A 24,161-nucleotide genomic window follows, 5' to 3' on the forward strand; every position below is an offset into this window, starting at 1 on the left:
ACGCCGGTATTTCCGTGCCGACCAGAGAACAAGCAGCCATATACGTCAAATGGATTCAGCGCCGCATCAGTTTTCCGGCAGGTGGTTCAGAGATCGTGGTCCGACTGGCCTGATGCGATTGTCAAAATGTCCACCGGAGAACGGAAGGGCGTGTGGGTGCTGGACCAGGACTCGTATAAGGCGCCACCGAGGCGGACCTGCCGCACGCCCTGCCGCCAACCAGGACTGTGCGCACGAGGAGTGACTTCTATTTCAACCACGTCGGGCTGGGCGATTCACCGGGCAGGCTAGCGCTGGCGTGGGACGTGCGAGGCTAAGATGGGTTTGTCCTCGTGCCGGGCAATCCCGGCTAAGTGCTGAAGCCCGACCTGCCGACCGCCGAGGCGCCCGAGTGGCTATTGGCCATGATCCGCCCAGGCCATACGACCACGACCCAGTCAGCCATACGCGGCAGGCCGGCACGGCTATTACGTTGACGCCGCTGTGCGCTCGGAGCTTGCGGCGCTATCTGGTGATGCGGCCGGCACGCGCGGTACGCTGCTGAACCGAACTGCCTTCACGCTTGGCACGTTCATTGGCGCTGGTGCGTTAGACGGTGCTGATGCAGAGCATGGCCTGCTGGCCGCCGCGCAAGTTGTGGCCTGACACCTATCGACGGTGAGCGTCCCGTGCGGGGGACTATCAGGCGCGGGCTGGACGCGGGCAGCAGGCACCTACGTCAACTGCCCGAACGGGATAACACGCCGCTAATCGACGTCACCAAGCTGCTGCGGAAGAACAGTGCCTTATAGGCCCGAGTAGGGGGTATTTCGGAAGTGCAACCGTTCGCCAAAGCAACCGACGTCCCCAAGTCACCTTGTTTGCGTGCGAAACCAAAACAGAGTTGGGGGTTGGGCCGGCTCAATCTCTTGCACCGTCGGCCACCCACTCGCGCGCGTTATCCCGCAGATATCCAGATTGTTTTCCAAGCCGCGCCGACGGCCGGCTTTCAGCTTCTGTCCTACGACGCCGGAGCGAAAGCACGAACTCAATTGCTCCGCGCGCGTGGCCGAGCCTTCCTCTGTTATGGGCATTTGGTTCCGAGAATGGGAACAATTTTGCGCGCGCAAATCGGATCGCGCGTGCGAAATCACAAAATTAAAGCAGTCGACCAAGGACGAGGTACAGACGCTGATCAAAATGATCAACGCGGGCTCGACCGCGATCGAAATCGCCACCGAGCTTGGAAGGTATATTGCTTCGTTCAAACGCTGCCGGAGACACGGGCCTTTTGCCGCGGAGCGAGAGGGGCGCTGCACAGAGATAGTAGGCAGCCCCGGTCGGCGCCACTTCTGCCGAGGTTCACGCGCGGGTCTGTGTCGCTTCTAATGAGGCGCAACCAGGGCTGCCATACCGAATGCGACCACGCAGGCAGCTGCCAAGGACCACAGCACCACAGCGATTTCTTTGGGCATGGTCGTGGCCTTCTCCGAAAGCCGCCTTTACCCTTACTGCCGGACGAGCTTAGAGCGCACCGATCAGCATAGTGTAGGCGAGCCCGCGCCAAACCGTGTTCATTAGGACGAGCATTTGCCATCCCCACATCTGGTGACGCCACTTTCGAACAGCAATGTTTCGGGAAGATTTCGCGGGCAACCAAAATGGGCTTCGCGCCGGCCAGGGGACGCAGCCCCGCGGTTCGCCGCGGGCTCGTTTCGTGGCTGAAACGTTCTAACCTTTGAAGACCAAGCATTTGGTCCCATAAAACAAACTGCGACCCTATGGGAGGTCCCGACCATCTAGCGGCCTAAGCGAACCCGCCCCGAAGTTCCGCCGTTTGATCCCGGGTTTGATCAGCGGAGAGAAAGCCATGGCCACCGGGTCGTGCAATCATCGCCAGATGATACTGGCTCGCTGAAGAAGCAAAGCGCCTCCGCGAGGAAGCTAAGTTGCTTCCATATGGCAGCGCGGGGAGGACATGATGCGTAGGGCACGGCAAGTCGAAACCGGATCGCACGTGAGCGAATGGTTGAGATCGCCGGGGCTACAGCCAGGGCATGTACTCATTGAGCGACTGGCCACCCGGCCGAAGAGCTAAACGCAGGCGGCAATTCACCTCAAGTCAGCCGCAATAGTTCTTACACTTCGTCAAAACGGCCGTCCTAAGCGCCCGCGAGCAGCGCGGGGCGCATCATCGCCAATTTGCCCGCTTAGAGGCGCGCCAAAAAATGGGCCCCAGCTCCGGGGGGCACGGGATGAGCTGGGGCCCGACAGATTGCACTTGCATTGGGAAACTTGGTAGTCGGCGACCCGTTCCAGCCCTGCCATTCCTCGAGAGAAAAGTCAGCGGTCTCTGTCGTCCTTGCCGTTGGCGCTACCATCGCCGCCGCCGTTGCCCCACCCATTGTTGCCGTGGTGGACCGCTCCCGCGCCCGACTTGGCAATGGCATCCGACGTGAGGGAGGTCGAGAGCAGTAGAGTGATGGCTGGAGGTGTCACGGCAGCAAACTTTCCGCAGGTCTTTAGAAATTCACGGCGATCGTCCTCTTGGTCAGGCATGGCGTTCTCTCCGGCTGCTGGGCGGAAAGATTAAATACCTTAATTCCAATTAAATCAATAAAAGTATGTTAATAGGTCCGCTCACGAAGCGCCCCCGTAAGTTTCAGGCCCGGTTTTCGCTCCGAAGCGCCAGGTGGCCACGGGCGAGGGCGTGAGTTCTTCTGACCCATCGGCAATCTTAGCCAATAGAAGGACCTCCGAACATCCTTCTTGATCTCTGGATCGAGCTGAAGGGGTTCAATTTGGTGGTCGTGCAGTTTGAACAACGCAGCAATGTAGGTGCTTTGGGCTGAGCGCATGGCAATCACACCCCGAAAAAATGAAATCAGTATCAACTAGTCCAACCGAAAATTCCTGGAAATTCACCTGCGCTAATCACCGGGCTTTTCCGTTCCAGAACGGAAGCTATCTCCCGTGTGGCGCTAAACGTAACCGTGAAATTGCCGAAGTCTGCTTTTGGGTCGCAAGCCGTCGATCACGCCAAGCGGGGAGACGTCCGCATTGCGTCTGTAAGCCGAGCTTAGGCTGGTTGGAACTTGTGTATACTTTGGCACCAAGTGAGTCGTCGGCGAGGGCAGCGCTGTGGACCGCGATTTCAAAAGCGAAGTCTTTTCCAACTGTCGGCCAAATCCAGCGAAGCCGTGCACTTAGTGTGGGCGCCAACCGCGCTTTGCGGCGAAGATGCTCAACACCCAGACCGGTGGGACCGTTCGCATGTTCAAGTGCCAGTGTGGTGAGCAAACTTGGACCGAGAACAAAGCGAAGGCTGTCGCGCCGTAGCCCGAAGGGCGTAGGCGGACTGTCGAACTGATACGGGTGCCGCTATCATCTGCCACGCGAGCCTGAAGCTTCATGCGACCGCGGCTGCCTCCACATGTTCTACGTGTACATTCTCAGAAGCAAAAGCGACCCTGATCGCTATTACGTCGGGCTGACATCTGATCTACGTGCCCGCCTCAAAAAGCACAACGCCGGTGACGTTCCTCACACGTCAAAGTTCACTCCGTGGGAGCTCAAGACCTATGTTGCGTTCTCGGATGAGCAGCAGGCCGTTGCCTTTGAGAAATATTTGAAGTCGGCTTCCGGCCGGGCATTCGCTAAGAAGCGCCTCTAAAGTGCGCTCCAGACTGACACACGGCGGCTAATGCTCACCCCATCATCTCCCGCACCATCGGCACGACCTTCCGCCCATAAAGCTCGATGCTCCGCATCAGCTTCTCGTGCGCCAGGAGACCCGCTGAATACTTCAACTGAAACCGCGAAACACCAAGCGCCTTTGCCGTCTTGGCGATCTTGCGCGCCACTGTTTCCGGCGAGCCGACATAGAGCGCGCCGTGCTCGGCCTCGTTGACGAATTCGTCGCGGCCCATCGGCGGCCAGCCGCGCTCCTTGCCGATGCGGTCGCGCATGGCCTTGTAGTCGGGCCACAGCTGCTCGCGCGCCTGTTCGTCCGTCTCGGCGACATAGCCGGGCGAGTGCACGCCGATGGGCTGCGAGGAGCGGCCGAACTCCTTGAAGGCGCGGTGATAGAGCTCGACGAAGGGCGCAAAGCGCGCGGGATCGCCGCCGATGATCGCGAGCATCAGGGGCAAGTCGTAATGTGCGGCGCGCACCACCGATTGCGGGCTGCCGCCGACGCCGATCCAGGTTTTAAGCCGGCCATTCTCGACCGGCGGATAGACCAGCTGGTCCCGCAGCGGCGGACGCAGCTTGCCTTCCCAGGTCAGCGGCTGCTGCGACAAGAGTGCCGCGAACAGGTCGAGCTTCTCCTCGAACAGCTCTTCGTATTTGCGAAGGTCGAATCCGAACAGCGGAAAGGACTCGGTGAAGGAGCCGCGGCCGAGGATTACCTCGGCGCGTCCGTTCGAGAGTGCATCGAGCGTGGCAAAGCGCTGGAATACGCGGATCGGATCGTCCGAGCTCAGCACTGTCACGGCCGAACCGAGATGGATGCGCTTGGTCCGCGATGCGATCGCAGCGAGCACGGTCTCGGGCGAGGAGATCGCGAAGTCGGCGCGGTGATGCTCGCCGAGGCCGATGAAGTCGAGGCCGAGCTGGTCGGCGAGCACGGCTTCGTCGACGACGTTGCGGATCACCTGCGCGTGGCGAAGCATCGCGCCGTTTGCATCCTTGGTGACGTCGCCAAAAGTATCCAGTCCGAATTCAAGCGGTGCGGTCATTGATCAGGTCTCTGGGAGGATCGGCCAGACTTAATAGACCGCGGCCGTGCGACAAGCCGGCTTTCGGAAATGCTCGGTTTCCGTTTGTGAGTTCTATCGCGCGATCCGTACCACCATCTTGCCGAGCGCCCCGCGCGTCTGCATGGTCCTGAACGCTTCCCGGAAATCGTCCAGCGCGAAAACGCGGCCGACCGCGGGCTTGAGCTGGCCCTCGGCAAGCCAGTCCGTCAACTGCGACATCAGGCGCTTCTGCAACTCGGGTTCGCGCACCGGAATCTGCGCGAGGTCGACGCCCAGCAGGGCGCCGCCTTTCAGGAGCGGCAGATTGAACGGCAGCGCGGGGATGGCGCCGGCAGCAAACCCGACCACGAGATGGCGCCCGCGCCAGGCAATGGATCGAAACGCCTGCACCGAGATTTCGCCGCCGACGGGGTCGTAGATCACGTCCGCGCCATGTCCGTTGGTCAACTCCTTCAGCGTATCGCGCCAGCCGGTCTGCGTGTAGTCGATGTCAGAGTCGGCGCCGTGCGCCCGCGCGAACGCGCGCTTCTGCGGTGTCGATGCCGCTGCGATCACGCGCGCGCCGAGCAGCTTGCCGATCTGGACGGCCGCGATTCCGGTTCCGCCGGCCGCACCCAGCACCAGGAGCTGCTCGCCTGAGACTAACATGGCGCGGGCGTTCAGCGCATAGAGCGCGGTCAAATAGTTGGCCCGAAACGAGGCGGCGACCTCGGCCGCAACGCCGTCGGGCAGGGGATGGAGCGCGGCGGGACTAACGACGATTTCCTCGGCGAGCGCACCAGACCGCGTCATGCCCATCACGCGCATGCCGGGTTCGAAACCGCCGGGTGTGCCGGGAGCCTCGGTCACAACGCCAGCGAACTCCGTTCCCGGAATGAAGGGCAGGGGATCCTTGGTCTGATAACGTCCCTCGATCTTCAAACCGTCGACAAAGCCGATTCCGGCGGCTTCCACGCGGATGCGCAATTGCCCCGGCTCCATCGACGGGGGCGGGATGTCCTTCAGCTCGACCTGATCGATGGTTGCGTATTGCTCGACGACGACGGCTTTCATGTCGGACCTCTATTGTTCCGATTACCCTGACAGGTCGCAAGACCAGTCTCTTGTGTCTACCGCCACATCCCGCGCATCCGTGCCCCGATATCGATCTTCGGCCCTTGCGCCGCGGTGCGGGCTGCGCCCGCGGCGGCTTTCGGCCAGGCGGTGCGCTCGAACAGATGGACCAGCTGCTCCGGGATGAAGCGGGTGCGCGAGGCGTAGACGTGGCGGTCGCCCTTGGCGGCCTGGCCGTGGGTGAAGAAGCGCTGGGGCACGACGAGGTGCAGGTCGTCCTTGGCGCGCGTCATCGCGACATAGAGCAGGCGGCGCTCCTCCTCGAGCTCGGCGCTGGTGCCGGCGCCGAGATCGGACGGCATGCAGCCGTCGACGACGTTGAGCACGAACACCGACTTCCACTCCTGGCCCTTGGCCGAATGGATGGTGGAGAGGATCAGATAGTCCTCGTCGCGCAAGGGCGGACCGGATTTGTCGCTGGTCGCATCCGGCGGATCGAGCGTGAGCTCGGTCAGGAATTTTTCGCGGGAGGCATAGCCGCTCGCGATCTGCTCGAGCTGCATCAGATCGGCGCGCCGGGTCTCGGACTCCTCGTGGATGCGATCTAGATGCGGTTCGTACCAGAGCCGCACGCGTTCGAGATCGACAGGCCATTCCGAATAGCGCAGGTTCTGGGTGGTTCGGACGAAGTCGGTCCAGTCCGCGCCAGTGCGTGGCGGCACCGGCAGCTGGCCGAGCGCGGCAAGCGGATCGGTGCTTTCCGCCATCTGGTCGAGCACGCGCTGCGCCGTCGCGGGGCCGATGCCCGGCAAAAGGTGCAGGATGCGGAAGCCGGCGACGCGGTCGCGCGGGTTCTCGGCAAAGCGCAGCAGCGCCAACACGTCCTTGACGTGCGCGGCATCCAGGAATTTCAGCCCGCCGAATTTCACGAATGGGATGTTGCGGCGGGTCAGCTCGATCTCGAGCGGGCCGGAATGCGAGGACGTCCGGAACAGCACCGCCTGGTGCTTGAGCAGTGCGCCTTGCTCGCGGTTCGCCAGCACCTCTTCGACGATGTAGCGGGCCTGATCGGCCTCGTCGTGCACGGTGACGAGCTGCGGTTTGTGCGAGGCGGCGCGATCGGTCCAGAGGTTCTTGGTGAAGCGCTCGCGCGCGAGGCCAATGACCCCATTGGCCGCTGCCAGCACCGTTTGCGTCGAGCGGTAATTGCGGTCGAGCGTGATCATCTCGGCGCGAGGCGAGAAGCTCTGCGGAAAATCCAGGATGTTGCGAACGGTGGCGGCACGGAACGAGTAGATCGACTGGGCGTCGTCGCCGACCACGGTGAGGCCGCGGCCGTCGGGCTTGAGCGCCAGCAGGATCGAGGATTGCAGGCGGTTGGTGTCCTGGTATTCGTCCACCAGCACGTGATCGAAGCGGCCGCCGATCTCGTCCGCGATCAGCGCATCGCTCATTATCTGTGACCAGTAGAGCAGCAGGTCGTCGTAATCGAGCACGTGCTGAGCCTGCTTGGCCTCGACGTAGGCGGCAAACAGCCTCTTCAGCTCGGCGGCCCATCCCGCGCACCAGGGATAGTGCTGCCCCAGCACCTTCTCGATCTCCATCTCGGCGTTGACGCAGCGCGAATAGATCGAAAGACACGTTCCTTTGGCGGGAAATCGGCTCTCGGTCTTCGACAGGCCGCGCTCGTGCCGGACCAGGTTCATCAGGTCGGCCGAGTCCTCGCGGTCGTGGATGGTGAAAGCGGGATCGAGGCCGATCCGTTCGGCATATTCGCGCAGCAGCCGCGCGCCGATGCCGTGGAAGGTGCCGGCCCAGCTGAGCGCATCGCGCATAATCGCGGCGTTGTTCTCGCCCAGCACTTTTCGGGCGATCCGCTCGACCCGGCCGGCCATTTCGGCCGCGGCGCGGCGGGAGAACGTCATCAGCAGGATGCGGCGCGGATCGGCGCCGGCGACGATCAGATGCGCGACGCGGTGCGCCAGCGTATTGGTCTTGCCGGAGCCCGCCCCGGCAATGACGAGCAGCGGGCCGCCCACGGTCGCGCCTTCGGCAACGCCATGCTCGACGGCGCGGCGCTGCTCCGCATTGAGCGTGTCCAGATATGTTGCCACGAATCGCCCCGGTCAAAGGCCGAGAGTCGGCGATCCCGCCACGAATCGCAATGCGGCTGGACCAAACCCGGTTTAGGATTTAGGGGGAAAGACGACCCAAGGTTCCAGTCCGAAAAGCGCACCCGGCATGACCGAGCTCAAGTCCGACCAGTTCGAGATGCGGCGGCTGGAATCGCTCAGCAACACCATTTTCGGTGTCGCCATGACGCTGCTGGCCTACGATTTGCCCAAGGCTGCGGTGTTCACCAGCGCGCCCGGTTGGAGCGACCTCGCCCATGTCTATTCCGGCAAGCTCGCCGGCTTCGCGCTCAGCTTCATCATCGCCGGCGTGTTCTGGATCAGCCATCACCGGCGGCTGGCCCGCCAGCCTGTCGGCAGCCGCGGCGCGGTGATCCTCAATCTGTTCTTCCTGCTCTCGATCGTGCTGCTGCCGGTGACCAACGGCCTCTACACCAATTACGGCATGAGCAGCGCGGTCGCGGTGCTCTACGGCCTGCACCTCACCGCGATCGCCGGCCTCAATGCTTGGCTATGGTGGACGATCCTGGGCGGCTGGCGCCAGGAGATGATGGCCTCGCTGTTTCCGCTCCTGGTGTTCATCCCGGGCACGATCGTTGCGGCGTTTGCACCGCATATCGCGCCCTTCGTGTGGTTCATTGCTTTCGGCGGGCTCGTGATCCAGCGCTTTACCATCGCGCGGCCCAAGCCGGACGCCTAGCGCACCCTTATGTCGCGCCGAACCCGTCGGCGGGCACGTAAAGCTTGACCGGGCGGATTTCGTAGACCGCGGTCGGATTGACCGCACGCAGCTTTCGCGCCGCCACGATCGCTTCCTCCTCGGTGGCGCATTCCATCAGGTGAAAGCCGAGAAGCTGCTCCTTGGTCTCGGCAAACGGGCCATCCAGCACCATGCCCGCGCCGGGGCCCCGCAAGGTGCGGGCCTTCCGGGTCTCATCCAGTCGGGCGGCTGGCCCAAACTGTCCGCTGGCTCTCAGGGGCGCCTGAACCTCGATGACTTTGGCGACCACCGCGGCATCCTGCTCCGGCGTCCAGGACAAGAGCTCGTCTTCCACGTGGTAGGCCAGGATGGCGTAAAGCATCGTCACCTCGTTGTTTTTCTGCACAGATCCCAAGGACGCAGCACCGCAGGCTGTGCCGACAATCCCGAAGCAAAATATTGCGTGGCTGGCAAGCGACGAAACCGTCCTGAAACCCGATTGCGCTCTTGGGGTGTGAACGCCGCCGGAACCGGTCGCGACTGATGACCACAACAACAAGATTTTCGCTGGAGGCGGCAATGTCGGGTCACACCATCAAGATCGTTGGCAAGATCATCTGCGACGCGCGGCGGGCCGGACCGTCGGAGACGGCCGATCTGCACGACCAAAGCGGCCATCACCGCTATTACGGCAGCTCGGCCGAGAACGGTGGCGAGCGCATCGTGGAAAGCCGGCGCGGCAAGCGCCCGCGCGCGCTCGGTATCTGCGGCTTCTGAAGCCTTACGAGACCGTTTCCAACATGGACGTCCTGCAAATATCCATCGCGACGATGCCGTTCCTGCTCGCACTGATGAGCCGGACGGGGAAGGCTATCGTGCCGTGCCTGCTGACGAGCCTCTTCACGGTGCTGCTTGGTCCGGAGCCTCACCGCGCCGTCGTGGCCTGGTGCGTCGGCACGCTGATCGCAGCCGTGGCTTTGCGCGAGCGGCTTCGCACGGTCTGACGGCCGTCATTGCCCGCTCAGGACCTGCCTGACCAAGCCCTCGCGCAGCGCCGCCAGTTCGCCGCTCGCCTCCATCTCGGCGATCACCTTGCCCACCTTCGCCACCAGATCGCGATGGCGTTCGTGCAGGTAGTGGTAGATGTGGATGCGCTCGAGCGGCGGCGAGAGTGGGTAGATCCTGGCCTGCAGATTGAGTTTCCTCACGGTGGCGAGCCCGCTGAAGAGGTCGGTGACCATCACGTCGAAACGGTCGGCATCGAGCATCCTGACCAGGGTGTCGAGGCTGGTGGTCGCCGTAACGTGGGCCATGCCGCGCGTGCCCGCTTCCGAGGAGCCGACACCACGGACGATGCCGATGCTGTAATCCCTGATCGAATCCCAGCCGGCGACCTCGAACCTGTGTTTGGTCGCGAACACCGAGGGCTCGATGTAGTTGATCGCAGGCGTGACCTGGACGAGCGTCGGGTAGTCGCGCGAGAGTGTTCCGATCCGCTGGATCTCGCCGTCGACCTCGCCGGCACTCGACAGCGCGAGTGCGCGCTTGCCGGGGACGTCCTCGAACGCCAGCCTGATGTTCAACTTGGCATAGACAGCGCGCAGCATTTCGCCGCCGACATATTGATCCTGGATGTCGGCGATGCGCGCCAGCCGGATCAAGTCCTGCGCCTGCGCGGGAGCGGCTGCGAGTAACGACAGGCAGGCGACGATCAGCCGCCACATGAGGCGCCTCCTTGCGTCTTGCATTGCTACCACTGCATTCGGACCCCGGCGCGATCTACCGTGAGTTGGCGCCTCGGGCCGCAAGGATTACCGCTCGCCCGCCATGCGAGCGCCTCCCGACTCTCACCGATGTCATTCTATCACACGGAGTGGTAGGTTGCGTCGGAATCCTGCTGCCGGCGCAAGACATGACCGCCGATCACGAGGCCCCGTGGGCCGACAGGGTGATTGCGCATCGGCCGACGACGCAGGCGTCTCGACTGTTGGAAAGCGCGAGGCTGCCACCTGTAGCCGGAGCAGAGAGCCGCCATTTGCGGGGGATGTGGTGCATGGCCAACGCAGGTGACGAGGACCCTAAGCGCAGCCGCGCCATCGCGCCGGCCGTTGCGAAACCCGATCTGACCGGTATGGGTGTTACGCTTGCGCCCACGATACTCGGATCGCTCCTGTCGCGGCTCTTCAACTGGTCGCGCAGCGGTGTCGGGCCGCGGCTCCTCGCCGCCGTGCTGCTGTTCTCCTCGCTCGTGACGCTGACGCTGACTGCGCTGCAGCTCTATCTCGATTATGATCGCGAGGTCGGGCTCATCGAAACGCGGCTCGACGAGATCGGCCGCAGCACGACCGGCAGTCTCGGCGAGAGCCTGTGGAATCTCGACCAGAACCAGCTCAAGCTCCAACTCGACGGCATCCTCCGGCTGCCCGATATCCGCGCCGCCGAAGTGCGCGAGATTGCCGATCGTCCCAATCCGATCCGTCTTGCCGTCGGCGAGACAAGCACCCGCTCGGTCGTGACGCGCGACTATCCATTGAACACCACCCTACAAGGAAACGCACGCGAGATCGGCGTGCTCCATGTCGAGGCCAGCTGAGCGATATCTACCAGCATCTGCTGAACCGCGCGCTCGTCATCCTGGCCAGCCAGGCGGCAAAGACATTCCTCGTCTCGCTGTTCATCATCTACATGGTCCATCTGCTGGTGACGCGCCATCTGGTCGCCATCGCCGAGTTCGTCAGCAAGTACAGCCTGACGCGGCCGCCGCCGCCTTTGCGCCTGGCGCGCCGGCCACCCTACGATGCCGACGAGCTGGACAAGGTGATCGACGCCTTCAACGCGATGTGCGCGAACCTCCAGCGGGCCTATGGCGAGCTGCGCGAGGCCAATGCCAATCTCGAGCGCGACCTGGCCATTCGCCGGCGCGCCGAAGCGGACGCGCGGGCGAGCGAAGAGCGTTTCCGCGACTATGCCGAGACCGCATCCGACTGGTTCTGGGAGACCGGGCCGGATCACCGGTTCACCTATCTCTCCGACCGGGTGGTTGCCTTCGGCATGGATCCCAAAGTGCGGATCGGCACGCGACGCAGGGATACCGCGCTCGACCGCGAGACCGAGCCCGAGAAATGGCACGCGCACCTGGCGGCGCTGGACCGTCACGAGCCATTCCGGAAGTTTGAATATCGCGGGCGCGACACCACCGGGCGGATGCATCATTTCAGCGTCAACGGCAAGCCGGTCTTCGATGCCGACGGACGCTTCACGGGCTATCGGGGCTCCGCGACCGACCTCACCGCGCAGCACGAGACCGAGGAGCGGCTGCGTCAATCTCAGAAGATGGACGCGATCGGCCAGCTCACCGGCGGCGTCGCACACGATTTCAACAACGTGCTCACGGTCATCACCGGTACCATCGAGATCATCCAGGAGGGGCTTGCGGATAAGCCCGAGCTCTCCGCGATCGCGCAGCTGATCGACGATGCGGCCGCGCGCGGCGCGGAGATCACCTCGCAGCTCCTGACCTTCGCGCGCCGCCAACCGCTGGAGCCGCGCGAGATCGACGTCAACGCCCTCGTGGTCGAGACCGCGAAGCTGCTCAAGCCGATCCTCGGCGAGCACATCGAGATCGAGACCCACCTCGCCGGCGACACCTGGTCCGCCATGGCGGATCCCTCGCAGCTGTCCTCCGCGATCGTAAACCTCGCCGTCAATGCGCGCGACGCGATGCCGGGCGGCGGCAGGCTTACCCTGGAGACTGCGAACCGCGAGCTCGAGGGCACGGGCGGCGACTGTGACGGCGTGCGCGGCGCCTTCGTGATGATCGCGGTCAGCGATACCGGTCACGGAATTCCTGCCGACATCCGCGAGCGCGTGTTCGAGCCGTTCTTCACCACCAAGGGCGTCGGTCGTGGCACTGGGCTCGGGCTCAGCATGGTCTACGGCTTTGCCAAGCAGACCGGCGGCACCGTGGCCATCGAAAGCGAGGAGGGGCGCGGCACGGTGGTGCGGCTGTTCCTGCCGCGGTCGAAGGGCGAGGCGCCGGTCAGGACGGCGCCGGTTCAGCCGCTCGCCAAGACACGCGGACACGAGACTATCCTCGTGGTCGAGGACGATCCGCTGGTGCAGGGCTATGTCATAGCCCAGCTCGGCAGCCTCGGCTACCGCACGCTCGTGGCGGGCGACGGCGCATCGGCGCTGGCGCTGGTCGATCAGGGCGCCAGGTTCGATCTCCTGTTCACCGACATCATCATGCCCGGCGGCATGAACGGGCGGGAGTTGGCCGACGCCGTCCGGCTGCGCCGGCCGGGGGTGAAAGTGCTCTACACCTCCGGTTATACCGACGACGCCATCGTTCACGAAGGGCATCTCGAGCCCGGCGTCGCGTTGCTCGGCAAGCCGTACCGGAAGTCGGAGCTGTCACAGAAGATCCGCCAGGTGCTTGCAGGTGAGCCGCCGGCCTGAGCCGTGCGGAGCGACGAAAAAGGCGCGGCGGGGAGGCCCCGTCGCGCCCGATTTTTTGCTCGCTGGTCCAGGGCCGAGAACGCCCCGATGCCAAGCCTCTATGTAGAGGTTAGCGGGCGATCCCAGCGAGGTGACAGCGCTTGGTAAAAGACACTGGATCACCTCCTTTCGTTGGTTTCGGAAGACTTCAATATAGGCGGCGTTGCCCCCACTGTTAAGGGGTGGCGGGGCCGCAGGAACCGGTTCGGCTCGCAACGCTGGGAAGATGCCGAAAGCGTCTTCCTGAAGCAGTTGAGACCGCCGCCCGGCCGTGTTAGGGAGCCCCTAACGCGGGTGTAGCTCAATGGTAGAGCAGCAGCCTTCCAAGCTGAATACGAGGGTTCGATTCCCTTCACCCGCTCCAATCCCGTTGGGTTCGGCATCCCGACAAGGGGTTGGCATGACCTTGTGTGACGGCCGTCCCGGGCGCGCCGGATTTTCGGCAACCGCTGGCGGCGCCGGCTTCACTGCTGACCGACTATTCCTTTTTCGCGCCTTGCTCGCGTTCCTGCCGCGCACGGTCGACCGCGCCGCCCTGGGGCTGCCCACTGACCTTGACGCCGGGGAGGTGATCGACCTTGTTCTTATCCGCTTCTTCGGCGCGTTGCAGCTCGCGGTCGATGACCTCGCGAGATCCTTCCGCGGGGTCCTTGTCGAACGGGCTCTTGATTTCAGTGCTCATGAGCGCTCCTGGCTGTGGCTAGACGTGACTGCCGAGGCAAGCCCGGCTCGCATCCATCGTTCCTGTCCCGGCAGCCGCTTTCGTGCAGCTTTTATTCCCTGTGGTCGTCGATTTCGGCGGCGACCTGTCCATAGTTCAGCATTGCAACCAGGGTCACTCCGCCCAGAATGTTGCCGAGCAGCGTCGGCATGAAGAAGTCCGACGCATATTGGGCGAACGAGGCCCGTCCGCTCTGCACCAGGAAGGCGCATTCGACCGAGCCCGCAACGATGTGCGCGAACTCGCCGAGTGCGACCACATAAGTCATCGCGACGATGATGTGCGCGCGCGATCCCTTCGCCGCCGGAAGCAGCCACGCCATCAAGGCGATGAGCCAGCCGGCGAAGATCGCCCGGACGAGGGTTGACGTGAACGTCCCCTCGACGGTGCGGCGGCTGAGGTCGACGAACGCGTCCACGATTCGTGGCTCGAAGATGTCGGTGTGAGCGAGTACGGATCCGACCGCCCAGGTACCCGCGATGTTGGCGGCGAGAACCAGAACCCACAGCTTGAGCACGCTCCCCAGAGTACCGAGATCCCTGTTGTGCAACAGTGGCAGGATCGGCGTCAGCGTGTTCTCAGTGAAAAGCTGCTGCCGTCCCAGCACCACGACCAGGAAGCCGACGGTATAGCCGAGCGGAGCGACGAGGCGGCGTGTTGCATCGTCCGAAATAAATGCGTGAAACTCGCCTTGCACGATCAGCGACAATGCCATCGAAAGCCCGGCGGCAAGACCGGACAGGACGATGGCCCACCATCGGCGCTCCAGTTCCTGCTCACCTTCGGCACGGATCGTCTCGTGGATCAGCGCCGCGCTCGGCCGGCTCTGGGATTCGATCTGCTCGGTCTGGCGTCGCGAGACACCGTCGAGCTTGGAGGCAGGATTGAAGGAGGCACCGTCGCCAGGCTGATCCATTGGTCGGCTTCCGCAATGACTTGTCGCCGTCAAGGTGGCTAACCTCCATCGGTTCCTCGCGGGTGATCGATGCGCAATACGGTTTGCAGCGTTCGGAGATCGAGGAACCATCGCTGCGAGCACGAGTTTCCCGGTCGGGGAGGGTGAAGGTCACGAGGCCAACCGTGCAAGAAAACATGCGCGTGCGCACCACCGCGCAGATCGCGGGCCATCCCATTCATCCGATGCTGGTGCCGATACCGATCGCGTGCTTCGCCGGCGCGCTGCTGACCGACATCGCCTATGTCGCCAGTGCCGAGATCATGTGGGCGGATTTTTCCGCCTGGCTGCTGCTCGTCGGCGTCATCTTCGGCGTGCTGGCGGCGATCGCCGGCTTGACCGATTTCCTCGGAAGCCGGCTGGTGCGGGCGCAGGCGCCGGCCTGGCCGCATCTGATCGGCAATGGCGTGGTGCTGGTCCTCGCCATCATCAACGCGCTGATCCATACCCGCGACGGCTGGACCTCGGTGTGGCCGACGGGGCTCGTTCTGTCGGGGATCACCGCGCTGATCCTGCCCGTCACCGGCTGGCTCGGCTGGGCCATGGTCTATCGCCACGGCGTGGGAGTTGCGCGATGACGTTCTCAATGGCCCGCGCGCTGCTGTGCTGTTCGCTGCTGTGTCTGGCCGGCTGCGATGACGGCAGCGGCGATCCGAACGCGCAAGTGGGCGCCAGCCCTGTTCTGCCTGACATCCAGCAATATCTGCTGCCGCCGGTCCACATCGCCCGCATCGTCGGCTGGAAGAAGGACGAGACGCCCACCGTTGCACAGGGCCTGCAGGTCAAGGCCTTTGCAACCGGCCTGCAACACCCGCGTTTTCTCTACGTGCTGCCCAATGGTGACGTGCTGGTGGTGGAATCCAAGGCGCCGAAGGGGGGCGCGATCAAGCGGCCCAAGGAGATCGTCATGGGATATATCGAGTCCTGGGCGACCTCGGGCGGCGACGACACCGGGCCGGGTAACCGCATCACGCTGCTGCGTGACAGCAATGGCGACGGCGTGCCGGATACGCAAAGCGTCTTCCTCGACCATCTCAACTCGCCGTTCGGCGTCGCGCTGGTCGGCAATGATCTCTACGTCGCCAACACGGACGCGATCGTCAAATATCCTTACACCGAAGGTGATACCAACATCACCGCGCCGGGAACGGTGCTGACGCCGCTGCCGGGCGGGCCGATCAACCATCACTGGACCAAGAGCCTGGTCGCCAGTCCCGACGGCTCGAAGCTCTATGCCGGTGTCGGCTCCAACAGCAACATCACCGAGAACGGCATGGAGGCCGAGCACAATCGCGCCGCGATCCTAGAGATCGATCGCGCCAGCGGCCGCTGGCGCGTATTCGCAAGCGGCCTGCGCAACCCCAATGGGCTCAGCTTCGAGCCGCAGACCGGCGCGCTGTGGACGGTGGTGAACGAGCGCGACGAGCTCGGTCCCGATCTCGTCCCCGACTACATGACCTCGGTGCAGGACGGTGGCTTCTATGGCTGGCCCTACAGCTATTACGGCCAGCACGTCGATCCCCGCGTCAACCCGCAGCGGCCGGATCTCGTCGCCAAGGCGATCGTGCCGGATTATGCCTTGAGCTCGCACGTCGCACCGCTCGGGATGGCTTTCAACACCGGCTCCGGTCTGCCGGCCGCCTATCGCGGCGGCGCCTTCGTCGGCGAGCATGGCAGTTGGAACAGACAGGTGCTCAACGGCTACAAGGTGGTGTTCGTGCCGTTCACGGAGGGCAAGCCGAGCGGACCGGCGCAGGACGTGGTGACGGGCTTCCTGAACAGCGATAACAAGGCGCGCGGACGCCCCGTCGGGGTCGCCATCGACAAGACGGGTGCCTTGCTGGTCGCAGACGACAGCGGCAACACGGTGTGGCGAGTGAGTGCGAGCCGTCCGCAGCTGACGCAACGTTAAGCGAGCGGGCGCGTTATCGGGCAGACGGTCATTTGACAGCCAAGCCAGGAGTGGACAATGGGCCTTGCTCAATATGCCATCGTGCCGGTGCAGGAGGAATGGGGCGTGCTGCACGACGGTGACGTCAAGAACACATACGCCACTAAGGAAGCTGCGTTCGAGTCGGCGGTCGCGGCCGCATCCCTCGCGCTTCGTGAGGGCCATGAAGTCCAGGTCAGCGTGCCAGGCCGCGAAGCCGGCGACAACGCGCTGGGTGTGTAGGGCGCCTGGCCGCGTGAGGGCATGCGAGAAAAGGAGGCCGTGATGACCAAGCCCCGCGAACCGAACGGCGTCGAGCCATCCCACTCCGAGGACGACATCCAGCGCGACCAGCTGGGTCCGCGCGGGGTCCCGGGCGCGCCGGACCCGGCCAAGATGACGCCGCAACGCGACAAGAAGACGCCGAAGCATGTCGATCCCGGCCACACGGCTTGATGCAGCTCGGCGGTTCAGACGATCAACCGCCCGCCGCTCTGCAATTCCGATCGTGACCCCGGCACCGCGTTGAAATCGAGGCGGCCGGGTTCGACGGCATAATTGAAGATGACGCGTTCATCCTGCGCCTGGTACACAGGTCTGCTGTTGCGGGTGAAATCTCCGGCCGCGAAACCTGTCGCATCAGCATCGACGATCTCGGTCATCCCGAGGCCGGCCCGATGGCGCGGGCCGACTACGAGCGCCGGCGTGCGGAAGCGGCGGGTGGTGCGGCCGCAATTCCGACCTGACGAGGCGAACGCCGCTGCGATCGATGATGGTTGCCGCGGCCGGATTGCAGGCGTTATGTAGACTCCGCTTCGAATTTGTGCGCTCAAGCGCGATCATCATGAGGATGCAGGATGAACCCCGCTGTCGTTGCCGTTGCTATTACCGGCTCTGTTCCGCGCAAGAAGGACAATCCCGCGGTGCCAATCTTACCGGCCGAGCAGATCGAGTCGACGCAGGAGGCCTTCGAGGCCGGCGCCACCCTTGCACATATCCATGTTCGCAACGATGACGAGACACCATCCTCCGACCCGGAGCGCTTCGCGCTGGTGCAGGAGGGGATCAGGAAGCATTGTCCTGACATGATCGTACAATTCTCGACCGGCGGGCGAGGGCGCGATCCCTCGGCACGCGGATCGTCGCTCTATCTGAAGCCGGATATGGCCTCGCTGTCCACAGGCTCAGTGAATTTTCCGACCATCGTCTACGAGAACAGCGCCGCACTGGTCGAGACGCTCGCCACGGATATGAAGTCGAATGGCATTCGCCCCGAGATCGAGATCTTCGATCTGTCGCATCTGCACGGTGCCCGGCGTCTGATCGAGGCGGGGTTGATCGACGCCCGTCCGCACGTGCAGTTCGTTATGGGTGTCAAGAACGCGATGCCCGCGGACGAACACGTCCTCGACATCCTTTTGGCAGAGCTGAGGCGGCTGATCCCGAACGCGACGTGGACCGCGGCCGGGATCGGACGTCATCAGACCGAGGTCATGGGCTGGGCGCTGGCGCGGGGCGCCGATGCGGTTCGCACCGGGCTCGAGGACAACATCAGGGTCGACAAGACGCGCCTCGCCGCCAGCAATGCGGAGCTCGTGAGCATCGCCTGCGAGGCTGTCGCGCGCCACGGTCGGCGCGTCGCAATTGCGGCAGAGGCGCGCGCCTTGCTCGGGATCGCGGGGCAGGGACGATCATCCAGCGCCTGATGGCGACGGCCGCGGGTGGCGGCGGCCGTGACCTGAGCCGATCAGGCTATATTCGCCGCGCGGAAATTTGCGGTCGTTGCCTTCCCCGGCAGGAGATGGCCGTATGCCGCCAGTGCAGTGCTCAGCGGGCGAAAATGGTGTATCCGCAGGGGGCACGGCCTGCGATCTCGCCGCCGGGCCAATATCCGATTCCCGGAGGAAGCTTACATGTCGGCCCTGCCGCTTTCAGGCATCAAAATCCTTGACCTCACGCGCGTCCTCGCCGGGCCATTGTCGGCCCAGATGCTGGGCGATCTCGGCGCGGAGGTGATCAAGATCGAGCGGCCGGGCACCGGCGACGATGCGCGCGCGTTCGGGCCGCCTTACCTGACCGATCCGGAAGGCAAGGCCAACAACAACAATTCCTTCTACCTCTGCGCCAACCGCAACAAGAAGTCGGTCACGGTCAATATCGCCAAGGCCGAGGGGCAGGCCATCATTCGCGAGCTCGCCAAGGACATCGACGTCTTCATGGAGAACTACAAGGTCGGCGACCTCAAACGCTACGGCCTCGACTACGAGACGATCAAGACGATCAATCCCGGCATCATCTATTGCTCGGTGACCGGGTTCGGCCAGACCGGACCGTATGCGCCGCGGGCGGGCTACGACGCGATCCTGCAGGCGATGGGCGGCCTGATGAGCGTCACCGGCCATATCGACGGCGAGCCAGGCGAGGGCCCGATGAAGGTCGGCCCGTCGATCGTCGACTACATGACCGGCATGAACACCTCGATCGGGATTCTCTCGGCGCTCTACTATCGCGACGTCAACGGCGGGCAGGGGCAGCACATCGACGTCTGCCTGTTCGACACCGTCATCGCGTCGTTGTCGCACTGGCTGCAGATCTACCTCGTCAACGGCAAGACGCCGCCGCGCCGCGGCACCTGGGGCAACGGCGGCATGCCGGCCGGTGTGTTCCGCTGCACCGACGGCGAGCTGATGCTGGTGGTCGGCAATGACGGCCAGTTTCAGCGCACCTGTGCCGTGCTCGGCGAGCCGGAGCTCGCGAACGATCCGCGCTTCATCAGGAACAACGACCGTGTCGTGCACGGCAAGGAGATCATGGCGATCTTCGCCGGCCTGTTCCTGAAGCAGCCGGTGGCCTATTGGCTGGAGAAGCTGGAGGAGGCCGGCGTGCCCTCGGGGCCGATCAACAATTTCGAGCAGGTGTTTGCCGATCCGCACGTCCAGTCGCGCGGCATGCGGGTGAAGACCAAGCACAAGTTCGAGCCCGATCTCTCGCTGATCCGCAACGCGCTGACTCTGTCGGGCACTCCGATCACCGAATATCGCGCTCCGCCGCTGCTCGGCGAGCACACCAAGGAAGTGCTCGGCGGCAAGCTCGGCTATGACGCGGACAAGATCGAGACGCTGAAGCAGCAGGGGATCATTTGACGCGAACGGCGCGCGCTCTTTCCTTTCCCGCAAGGGGAGAACGGAAGCAATTCCCGGCGCTTGCCTGAGGCTTGCGCGCCATCCCCAGATAAGTCCGGACCGTAGTCGCACAGGCTTCCGCTTTGCACGCGACTCTGATTCGATCTCTCCGCTCGAATTTCGGGGGAGGAAAGACAATGTCCTACACAATCGGGTTTCAAGCGAAGGACCAGAAGGCAATTCTGGCGACCGAGGCGGCCACCGCCAATCAGGCCGTTGCCATCGTTGCTGCGCTGCGGCGGAGCGCCGACGAAATCAAGTTCATCCGCTCACCGCAGGAAGGCGAGATGGGCATCGAGATGCTCCTGCTGCTCGCCAAGGAAGAGGCCGAGGAGATGCCGCAGCGGGCCTAATCACCCGCGCGTTCGGCCCCTTGAGGTCGAGATCGACTGCATCGCTATGATGTGAGGCTACCGCGCCGCGACCCTTGGCAGTGCCTTGGTCTCCGTCTTGCCGGCCGTCAGCGCCATTGTCGCCACGCTGACCACCCGCGCGACGACGTCTTCGACGTCGTCGAGATCGCATTTGCCTTCCGACAGCTTGGTCAGCCGCTCGCTCTCGCGAATGGTGTGGTGCGCCATCGCGAGCGCGAAGTTGAGGCCCCAGTAGATGTCGACCTCGCTGCGCTCGGGCAGGGCGCGGCGCATCGCGCCGGCGAATTTCCGCAAATGGTCGATCTCGCGGTTCTTGATGCGGCGGATCGGCGGCACGGATTCGATCGAGGCGCGGATCATGAAGCGCGCCGCGGTCGAGCGCTGGTTCTCGGGCCCGAGGCAGCCGCGCAACGTTGGCCCGACGAGGGCGTGCAGGATCACCTCGATCGGCGCGCGGCCGCCGCCTTGCTCTTCCGCCGCCTTCAATTCGCGCAAACGCTCGCGGTTGGTGGCGATCGAGCGCGTGACAAATAATTCCGCGATCAGCTCGTCCTTCGAGCCGAAATGATAGTTCACCGCGGCCAGGTTGACACCGGCCGCCGCGACGATGTCGCGCAGCGTCACGTCGCCGAAGCCGCGATCGGCATAGAGCCGTTCGGCGGCGGCGAGAATGGCAGACCTCGTATGATCGCTGGCCATGACTTTTCCCGTCATTCCGGCGCGACGCGAAAGCGTCGAACCCGGAATCTCGCGCCACATTCGAGATCCCGGGTTCGGCCCTGCGGACTGCCCCGGAATGACGTCGTGAGCGAGCGAGTTGCAATTCAAACAGTTGTATGAAACTATCGTTTGAAGGCCGGAGATGTCAATCCGCAATCGGGACTCGTTCGCAAATCGAAGGTGGTTCCGAAGGCTCCGCAAGCCCGCGCTTGCGGGCTGGGCGCAAGCGGTGGACAGTCCGGCGCAAAACACGCCCGCGAAGCAAACAGGCTCGCAACAGAGAGACGAGGAGCGTCCCATGGATTTCGATCTGTCCCCCAAGCAGAAGAAATGGCTCGACCGCGTACGGTCCTTCATGGCCAAGCACGTGCGCCCGGCGGTGCCGATCTACGACCAGCAGGATCACAGCGGCGAGCGCTGGAAAGTGATCCCCGTGCTCGAGGATCTCAAGAAGCAGGCCAAGGCCGAGGGCCTCTGGAACATGTTCATGCCGCCGAACGAGCATGAAGATGATGAATTCCGCGGTGCGGGATTGACGAATCTCGAATACGCGCTGCTGTCGGAAGAGATGGGCCGCATCTCCTGGGCCTCGGAAGTGTTCAACTGTTCCGCGCCCGACACCGGCAACATGGAAGTGTTCATGCGCTACGGCTCTAAGGAGCAGAAGCGCAAATGGCTGCGCCCGCTGATGGACGGCGAGATCCGCTCGGCCTTCCTGATGACGGAACCGGCGGTTGCCTCGTCCGACGCCACCAACATCGAGACGCGGATCGAGAAGGACGGCGATCACTACGTCATCAACGGCCGCAAATGGTGGTCGTCCGGCGTTGGCGATCCCCGCTGCAAGATCGCGATCCTGATGGGCAAGACCGATTTCAAGGCGGCCAAGCATCAGCAGCAGTCGCAGATCCTGGTTCCGCTCGACACCCCCGGCATCAAGGTGGAGAAAATGCTCCCCGTGTTCGGCTTCGACGATGCGCCGCACGGCCACGCGCAGGTGCTGCTCGACAACGTGCGGGTGCCGAAGGAGAACATCCTGCTCGGTGAAGGCCGCGGCTTCGAGATCGCGCAGGGCCGTCTTGGTCCGGGCCGCATCCATCACTGCATGCGCACCATCGGCAAGGCCGAGGAGGCGCTCGAGAAGATGGTGAAGCGTCTCACCTCGCGCAGCGCCTTCGGCAAGAAGATCGTCGAGCATTCGGTGTGGGAGCAACGCATTGGCGATGCCCGGACCAACATCGAGATGACGCGCCTTCTGTGCCTCAAGGCGGCCGACATGATGGACAAGGTCGGCAACAAGACCGCGCAGGCCGAGATCGCCATGATCAAGGTCGCAGCGCCCAACATGGCGCTGAAGATCATCGACGAGGCGATCCAGGCTTTTGGCGGCGCGGGTGTCTCGGATGAGGCGGGTCTTGCCAAGGACTACGCCCACATCCGTACGCTACGTCTCGCCGACGGTCCGGACGAGGTGCACAATCGCGCCATTGCCAGACTTGAGGTTCGGAAGTATGCAAATTCTCCAAGTCACTAAGAACGGTGGAGAGCGCTGACTGCGCTCTCCCACCGTCGTTCCGGGGCTCGCGAAGCGGGAACTATGGTGCGCAATTGCGCACCTGAGAATCTCGAGATTCCGGGTCTGGTTCTTCGGACCATCCCGGAATGACCGACAAGAAAATGAGGGAGCGTCATCGTGGCTGACGGCGTCAGGAAAGACGAAGAGTTCTCGGGCACCAAGCCGGTCGAGGAGCGTCATCGCTTCGACGAACTGCGGCTCGAGGCGTGGATGCGCGACAACGTCGACGGCTTCGAGGGACCGCTGGTCGTCCTCCAGTTCAAGGGTGGCCAGTCCAATCCGACCTACCGGCTGAACACGCCGAACCGTTCCTACGTGATGCGCCGCAAGCCGTTCGGCAAATTGCTGCCGTCGGCGCATGCCGTCGATCGCGAATACCGCGTCATTGCCGCCCTTGGAAAGCAGGGCTTTCCGGTCGCGCGTGCCTACGCGCTGTGCCAGGACGACGGCGTCATCGGCGCCGCCTTCTACATCATGTCGATGGAGGAGGGGCGCGTGTTCTGGGATCCGACGCTGCCGAGCCAGGACGGCGATGCGCGGCGCAAGATCTTCACCAGCAAGATCGAGACGCTGGCGAAACTGCACATGTACGATCCCACGGCGATCGGCCTTGGCGAGTTCGGCAAGCCCGGTAACTATTTTGCGCGCCAGATCGACCGCTGGACCAAGCAATATCGCGCATCGGAAACGCAGCACATTCCGGAGTTTGAGAAGGTGGCCGAATGGCTGCCCAAGACCGTGCCGGAGCAGGCGCGCGTTGCGATCGTCCATGGCGACTATCGCCTCGACAACATGATTTTCCACGCGACGGAACCGCGCGTGCAGGCGGTGCTGGACTGGGAGTTGTCGACGCTTGGTGATCCCATGGCCGACTTCACCTATCTGTTGATGCAGTGGGTCATGCCGGGCCTGGACGGCGCCGACCTCAAGGCGCTCAACATTCCGAGCGTTGAAGAGGCCGCACAGATTTATTGCAACGTCACCAAGATGACGGTGCCGGACCTCAACTGGTATTTTGCCTACAACCTGTTCCGTCTCGCCGGCATCACCCAAGGCATCGCCGGCCGCGTCCGCGACGGCACCGCCGCCAACGCCAAGGCGCTGGAGTCGGCTAAGCGCACCGTGCCGCTGTCGAAGGCGTCGTGGGAGTACGCGCAGAAGGCGGGCGCGGTTTAGGAATAGCGAAGGCGCGGGCCGATGGCCGTGTCTTTTGCTTTGCTGTCTCGTGTCCCGGACGCGGTGCAGCACGGAGTGCTGCTCCGCAGAGCCGGGACCCAGTCATGTCGCCAAAGTATTCAGATCATCCGCCAGATCGCGCCAATCCGGGTTGAACCCTTCGATTAATTTGAGCTTCCAACTGCGCCGCCACGCTTCAGCGAATGCTCGCGTGCACGAACCTCGAGCACAGAATCGAAAGTCTCAAAATAGACAAGCAGAGTCACGTCGTATTGCCGCGTGAAGCCGGCTATGAGTTTGGCTTTATGCACCGCCATTCTGCGAGCAAGGTCGTTGGTCACCCCGACATAAAGGGTGCCGTTTCGCTTGCTCGCGAGGATGTAAACTAAGAAGGGCATGTCCATGC

The 24,161-nt window shown here is 63.6% G+C and carries 23 protein-coding genes, 1 tRNA gene and 3 pseudogenes; 16 read left to right on the forward strand and 11 right to left on the reverse strand.

Annotation, left to right across the window (positions count from 1 at the left end; genetic code table 11):
- Positions 1–45: 45 nt before the first annotated feature.
- A pseudogene (locus IVB28_RS11925) lies at positions 46–291 on the forward strand (hypothetical protein); the annotation flags it as partial.
- Positions 292–2,322: 2,031 nt separating this feature from the next.
- On the opposite strand, the gene IVB28_RS11930 reads toward IVB28_RS11925, so the two are convergent.
- Positions 2,323–2,538, reverse strand: coding sequence for a hypothetical protein (locus IVB28_RS11930; protein WP_247526390.1), 216 nt, complete (start codon positions 2,536–2,538; stop codon positions 2,323–2,325).
- Positions 2,539–3,412: 874 nt separating this feature from the next.
- Between IVB28_RS11930 and IVB28_RS11935 the strand changes: the two genes are divergently transcribed.
- Entirely contained in the window at positions 3,413–3,652 is a 240-nt protein-coding gene (locus IVB28_RS11935) for a GIY-YIG nuclease family protein (RefSeq protein ID WP_247526391.1), read from the forward strand.
- A gap of 34 nt (positions 3,653–3,686) precedes the next feature.
- On the opposite strand, the gene IVB28_RS11940 is transcribed toward IVB28_RS11935, so the two are convergent.
- The 3 genes from IVB28_RS11940 to IVB28_RS11950 form a co-directional block, all read right to left on the reverse strand.
- Positions 3,687–4,718 carry an LLM class flavin-dependent oxidoreductase gene (locus IVB28_RS11940; protein ID WP_247526392.1) on the reverse strand — a complete coding sequence of 344 codons (1,032 nt, stop codon included), beginning with the start codon at positions 4,716–4,718 and terminating at the stop codon, positions 3,687–3,689.
- A 93-nt stretch (positions 4,719–4,811) separates the two neighbouring features.
- A complete protein-coding gene (locus tag IVB28_RS11945) occupies positions 4,812–5,792 on the reverse strand; it encodes an NADPH:quinone oxidoreductase family protein (RefSeq protein ID WP_247526393.1) in 981 nt (326 codons plus the stop codon).
- 56 nt (positions 5,793–5,848) lie between these two features.
- Positions 5,849–7,906: an ATP-dependent helicase gene (locus tag IVB28_RS11950; RefSeq protein WP_247526394.1), complete on the reverse strand. Its 2,058-nt coding sequence runs from the start codon at positions 7,904–7,906 to the stop codon at positions 5,849–5,851.
- A gap of 127 nt (positions 7,907–8,033) precedes the next feature.
- Between IVB28_RS11950 and IVB28_RS11955 the strand changes: the two genes are divergently transcribed.
- Positions 8,034–8,624 carry a TMEM175 family protein gene (locus tag IVB28_RS11955; RefSeq protein ID WP_247526395.1) on the forward strand — a complete coding sequence of 197 codons (591 nt, stop codon included), beginning with the start codon at positions 8,034–8,036 and terminating at the stop codon, positions 8,622–8,624.
- A gap of 7 nt (positions 8,625–8,631) precedes the next feature.
- Here the strand turns inward: IVB28_RS11955 and IVB28_RS11960 are convergent, their stop codons facing one another.
- Positions 8,632–9,006, reverse strand: a complete 375-nt coding sequence (locus IVB28_RS11960; RefSeq protein WP_247526396.1) for a YciI family protein — start codon at positions 9,004–9,006, stop codon at positions 8,632–8,634.
- Positions 9,007–9,203: 197 nt separating this feature from the next.
- On the opposite strand from IVB28_RS11960, the gene IVB28_RS11965 reads away from it, so the two are divergent.
- Both IVB28_RS11965 and IVB28_RS11970 read left to right on the forward strand, forming a co-directional pair.
- The gene (locus IVB28_RS11965) at positions 9,204–9,401 is read left to right on the forward strand and encodes a hypothetical protein (protein ID WP_247526397.1); all 198 of its coding nucleotides are present in this window, start codon (positions 9,204–9,206) and stop codon (positions 9,399–9,401) included.
- Between the two features lie 23 nt (positions 9,402–9,424).
- A complete protein-coding gene (locus IVB28_RS11970; RefSeq protein ID WP_247526398.1) occupies positions 9,425–9,628 on the forward strand; it encodes a hypothetical protein in 204 nt (67 codons plus the stop codon).
- A gap of 6 nt (positions 9,629–9,634) precedes the next feature.
- Here the strand turns inward: IVB28_RS11970 and IVB28_RS11975 are convergent, their stop codons facing one another.
- Positions 9,635–10,348, reverse strand: coding sequence for a transporter substrate-binding domain-containing protein (locus tag IVB28_RS11975; protein WP_247526399.1), 714 nt, complete (start codon positions 10,346–10,348; stop codon positions 9,635–9,637).
- A gap of 329 nt (positions 10,349–10,677) precedes the next feature.
- Here IVB28_RS11975 and IVB28_RS11985 point away from each other — a divergent pair.
- Positions 10,678–13,082, forward strand: a pseudogene (locus IVB28_RS11985) (ATP-binding protein).
- Between the two features lie 329 nt (positions 13,083–13,411).
- A tRNA-Gly gene (locus IVB28_RS11990) sits at positions 13,412–13,485 on the forward strand.
- A gap of 114 nt (positions 13,486–13,599) precedes the next feature.
- On the opposite strand, the gene IVB28_RS11995 is transcribed toward IVB28_RS11990, so the two are convergent.
- Positions 13,600–13,803: a hypothetical protein gene (locus tag IVB28_RS11995; protein ID WP_247526402.1), complete on the reverse strand. Its 204-nt coding sequence runs from the start codon at positions 13,801–13,803 to the stop codon at positions 13,600–13,602.
- Positions 13,804–13,894: 91 nt separating this feature from the next.
- Complete coding sequence (locus IVB28_RS12000; protein WP_247526403.1) at positions 13,895–14,758, reverse strand: formate/nitrite transporter family protein; 864 nt, start codon at positions 14,756–14,758, stop codon at positions 13,895–13,897.
- A 164-nt stretch (positions 14,759–14,922) separates the two neighbouring features.
- Here IVB28_RS12000 and IVB28_RS12005 point away from each other — a divergent pair, with 164 nt between their 5' ends.
- Genes IVB28_RS12005 through IVB28_RS12020 form a run of 4 tightly spaced genes read left to right on the forward strand, consistent with a single transcriptional unit; the run spans position 14,923 to position 17,183 of the window.
- Positions 14,923–15,375, forward strand: coding sequence for a DUF2231 domain-containing protein (locus IVB28_RS12005; RefSeq protein ID WP_247526404.1), 453 nt, complete (start codon positions 14,923–14,925; stop codon positions 15,373–15,375).
- A complete protein-coding gene (locus tag IVB28_RS12010; RefSeq protein WP_247526405.1) occupies positions 15,372–16,709 on the forward strand; it encodes a sorbosone dehydrogenase family protein in 1,338 nt (445 codons plus the stop codon). Before IVB28_RS12005 ends, IVB28_RS12010 begins: the two co-directional genes overlap by 4 nt.
- Positions 16,710–16,766: 57 nt before the next feature.
- On the forward strand, positions 16,767–16,970 hold the full coding sequence (locus IVB28_RS12015) for a hypothetical protein (protein WP_247526406.1): 204 nt from the start codon (positions 16,767–16,769) through the stop codon (positions 16,968–16,970).
- A gap of 42 nt (positions 16,971–17,012) precedes the next feature.
- Positions 17,013–17,183, forward strand: coding sequence for a hypothetical protein (locus tag IVB28_RS12020; protein WP_247526407.1), 171 nt, complete (start codon positions 17,013–17,015; stop codon positions 17,181–17,183).
- Between the two features lie 14 nt (positions 17,184–17,197).
- On the opposite strand, the gene IVB28_RS12025 is transcribed toward IVB28_RS12020, so the two are convergent.
- Positions 17,198–17,389, reverse strand: coding sequence for a hypothetical protein (locus IVB28_RS12025; protein WP_247526408.1), 192 nt, complete (start codon positions 17,387–17,389; stop codon positions 17,198–17,200).
- Positions 17,390–17,584: 195 nt separating this feature from the next.
- On the opposite strand from IVB28_RS12025, the gene IVB28_RS12030 reads away from it, so the two are divergent.
- From IVB28_RS12030 to IVB28_RS12040, 3 genes are all read left to right on the forward strand, one after another.
- On the forward strand, positions 17,585–18,433 hold the full coding sequence (locus tag IVB28_RS12030) for a 3-keto-5-aminohexanoate cleavage protein (protein ID WP_247526409.1): 849 nt from the start codon (positions 17,585–17,587) through the stop codon (positions 18,431–18,433).
- A gap of 207 nt (positions 18,434–18,640) precedes the next feature.
- Positions 18,641–19,870, forward strand: a complete 1,230-nt coding sequence (locus IVB28_RS12035; RefSeq protein WP_247526410.1) for a CaiB/BaiF CoA-transferase family protein — start codon at positions 18,641–18,643, stop codon at positions 19,868–19,870.
- A gap of 176 nt (positions 19,871–20,046) precedes the next feature.
- A complete protein-coding gene (locus tag IVB28_RS12040) occupies positions 20,047–20,262 on the forward strand; it encodes a hypothetical protein (RefSeq protein ID WP_247526411.1) in 216 nt (71 codons plus the stop codon).
- A 57-nt stretch (positions 20,263–20,319) separates the two neighbouring features.
- Here IVB28_RS12040 and IVB28_RS12045 read toward each other — a convergent pair whose 3' ends face one another.
- Complete coding sequence (locus IVB28_RS12045) at positions 20,320–20,982, reverse strand: TetR/AcrR family transcriptional regulator (protein ID WP_247526412.1); 663 nt, start codon at positions 20,980–20,982, stop codon at positions 20,320–20,322.
- Between the two features lie 319 nt (positions 20,983–21,301).
- Here IVB28_RS12045 and IVB28_RS12050 point away from each other — a divergent pair, with 319 nt between their 5' ends.
- Both IVB28_RS12050 and IVB28_RS12055 read left to right on the forward strand, forming a co-directional pair.
- On the forward strand, positions 21,302–22,537 hold the full coding sequence (locus IVB28_RS12050; protein WP_247526413.1) for an acyl-CoA dehydrogenase family protein: 1,236 nt from the start codon (positions 21,302–21,304) through the stop codon (positions 22,535–22,537).
- A gap of 159 nt (positions 22,538–22,696) precedes the next feature.
- Complete coding sequence (locus tag IVB28_RS12055) at positions 22,697–23,755, forward strand: phosphotransferase family protein (protein WP_247526414.1); 1,059 nt, start codon at positions 22,697–22,699, stop codon at positions 23,753–23,755.
- Positions 23,756–23,857: 102 nt separating this feature from the next.
- Here IVB28_RS12055 and IVB28_RS12060 read toward each other — a convergent pair.
- Positions 23,858–24,153 (reverse strand): annotated as a pseudogene (locus tag IVB28_RS12060) (GIY-YIG nuclease family protein).
- Positions 24,154–24,161 lie beyond the last annotated feature (8 nt).

Source organism: Bradyrhizobium sp. 199 (assembly GCF_023073355.1).
Taxonomy (GTDB): Bacteria; Pseudomonadota; Alphaproteobacteria; order Rhizobiales; family Xanthobacteraceae; genus Bradyrhizobium.

Bases quoted from the DNA above. Each gene is read 5' to 3' on its own strand.
- IVB28_RS11930 (WP_247526390.1), bottom strand. From the start codon at position 2,538: ATGCCTGACCAAGAGGACGATCGCCGTGAATTTCTAAAGACCTGCGGA.
- IVB28_RS11935 (WP_247526391.1), top strand. From the start codon at position 3,413: ATGTTCTACGTGTACATTCTCAGAAGCAAAAGCGACCCTGATCGCTAT.
- IVB28_RS11940 (WP_247526392.1), bottom strand. From the start codon at position 4,718: ATGACCGCACCGCTTGAATTCGGACTGGATACTTTTGGCGACGTCACC.
- IVB28_RS11945 (WP_247526393.1), bottom strand. From the start codon at position 5,792: ATGAAAGCCGTCGTCGTCGAGCAATACGCAACCATCGATCAGGTCGAG.
- IVB28_RS11955 (WP_247526395.1), top strand. From the start codon at position 8,034: ATGACCGAGCTCAAGTCCGACCAGTTCGAGATGCGGCGGCTGGAATCG.
- IVB28_RS11960 (WP_247526396.1), bottom strand. From the start codon at position 9,006: ATGCTTTACGCCATCCTGGCCTACCACGTGGAAGACGAGCTCTTGTCC.
- IVB28_RS11965 (WP_247526397.1), top strand. From the start codon at position 9,204: ATGTCGGGTCACACCATCAAGATCGTTGGCAAGATCATCTGCGACGCG.
- IVB28_RS11970 (WP_247526398.1), top strand. From the start codon at position 9,425: ATGGACGTCCTGCAAATATCCATCGCGACGATGCCGTTCCTGCTCGCA.
- IVB28_RS11975 (WP_247526399.1), bottom strand. From the start codon at position 10,348: ATGTGGCGGCTGATCGTCGCCTGCCTGTCGTTACTCGCAGCCGCTCCC.
- IVB28_RS11995 (WP_247526402.1), bottom strand. From the start codon at position 13,803: ATGAGCACTGAAATCAAGAGCCCGTTCGACAAGGACCCCGCGGAAGGA.
- IVB28_RS12000 (WP_247526403.1), bottom strand. From the start codon at position 14,758: ATGGATCAGCCTGGCGACGGTGCCTCCTTCAATCCTGCCTCCAAGCTC.
- IVB28_RS12010 (WP_247526405.1), top strand. From the start codon at position 15,372: ATGACGTTCTCAATGGCCCGCGCGCTGCTGTGCTGTTCGCTGCTGTGT.
- IVB28_RS12015 (WP_247526406.1), top strand. From the start codon at position 16,767: ATGGGCCTTGCTCAATATGCCATCGTGCCGGTGCAGGAGGAATGGGGC.
- IVB28_RS12020 (WP_247526407.1), top strand. From the start codon at position 17,013: ATGACCAAGCCCCGCGAACCGAACGGCGTCGAGCCATCCCACTCCGAG.
- IVB28_RS12025 (WP_247526408.1), bottom strand. From the start codon at position 17,389: ATGACCGAGATCGTCGATGCTGATGCGACAGGTTTCGCGGCCGGAGAT.
- IVB28_RS12030 (WP_247526409.1), top strand. From the start codon at position 17,585: ATGAACCCCGCTGTCGTTGCCGTTGCTATTACCGGCTCTGTTCCGCGC.
- IVB28_RS12035 (WP_247526410.1), top strand. From the start codon at position 18,641: ATGTCGGCCCTGCCGCTTTCAGGCATCAAAATCCTTGACCTCACGCGC.
- IVB28_RS12040 (WP_247526411.1), top strand. From the start codon at position 20,047: ATGTCCTACACAATCGGGTTTCAAGCGAAGGACCAGAAGGCAATTCTG.
- IVB28_RS12045 (WP_247526412.1), bottom strand. From the start codon at position 20,982: ATGGCCAGCGATCATACGAGGTCTGCCATTCTCGCCGCCGCCGAACGG.
- IVB28_RS12050 (WP_247526413.1), top strand. From the start codon at position 21,302: ATGGATTTCGATCTGTCCCCCAAGCAGAAGAAATGGCTCGACCGCGTA.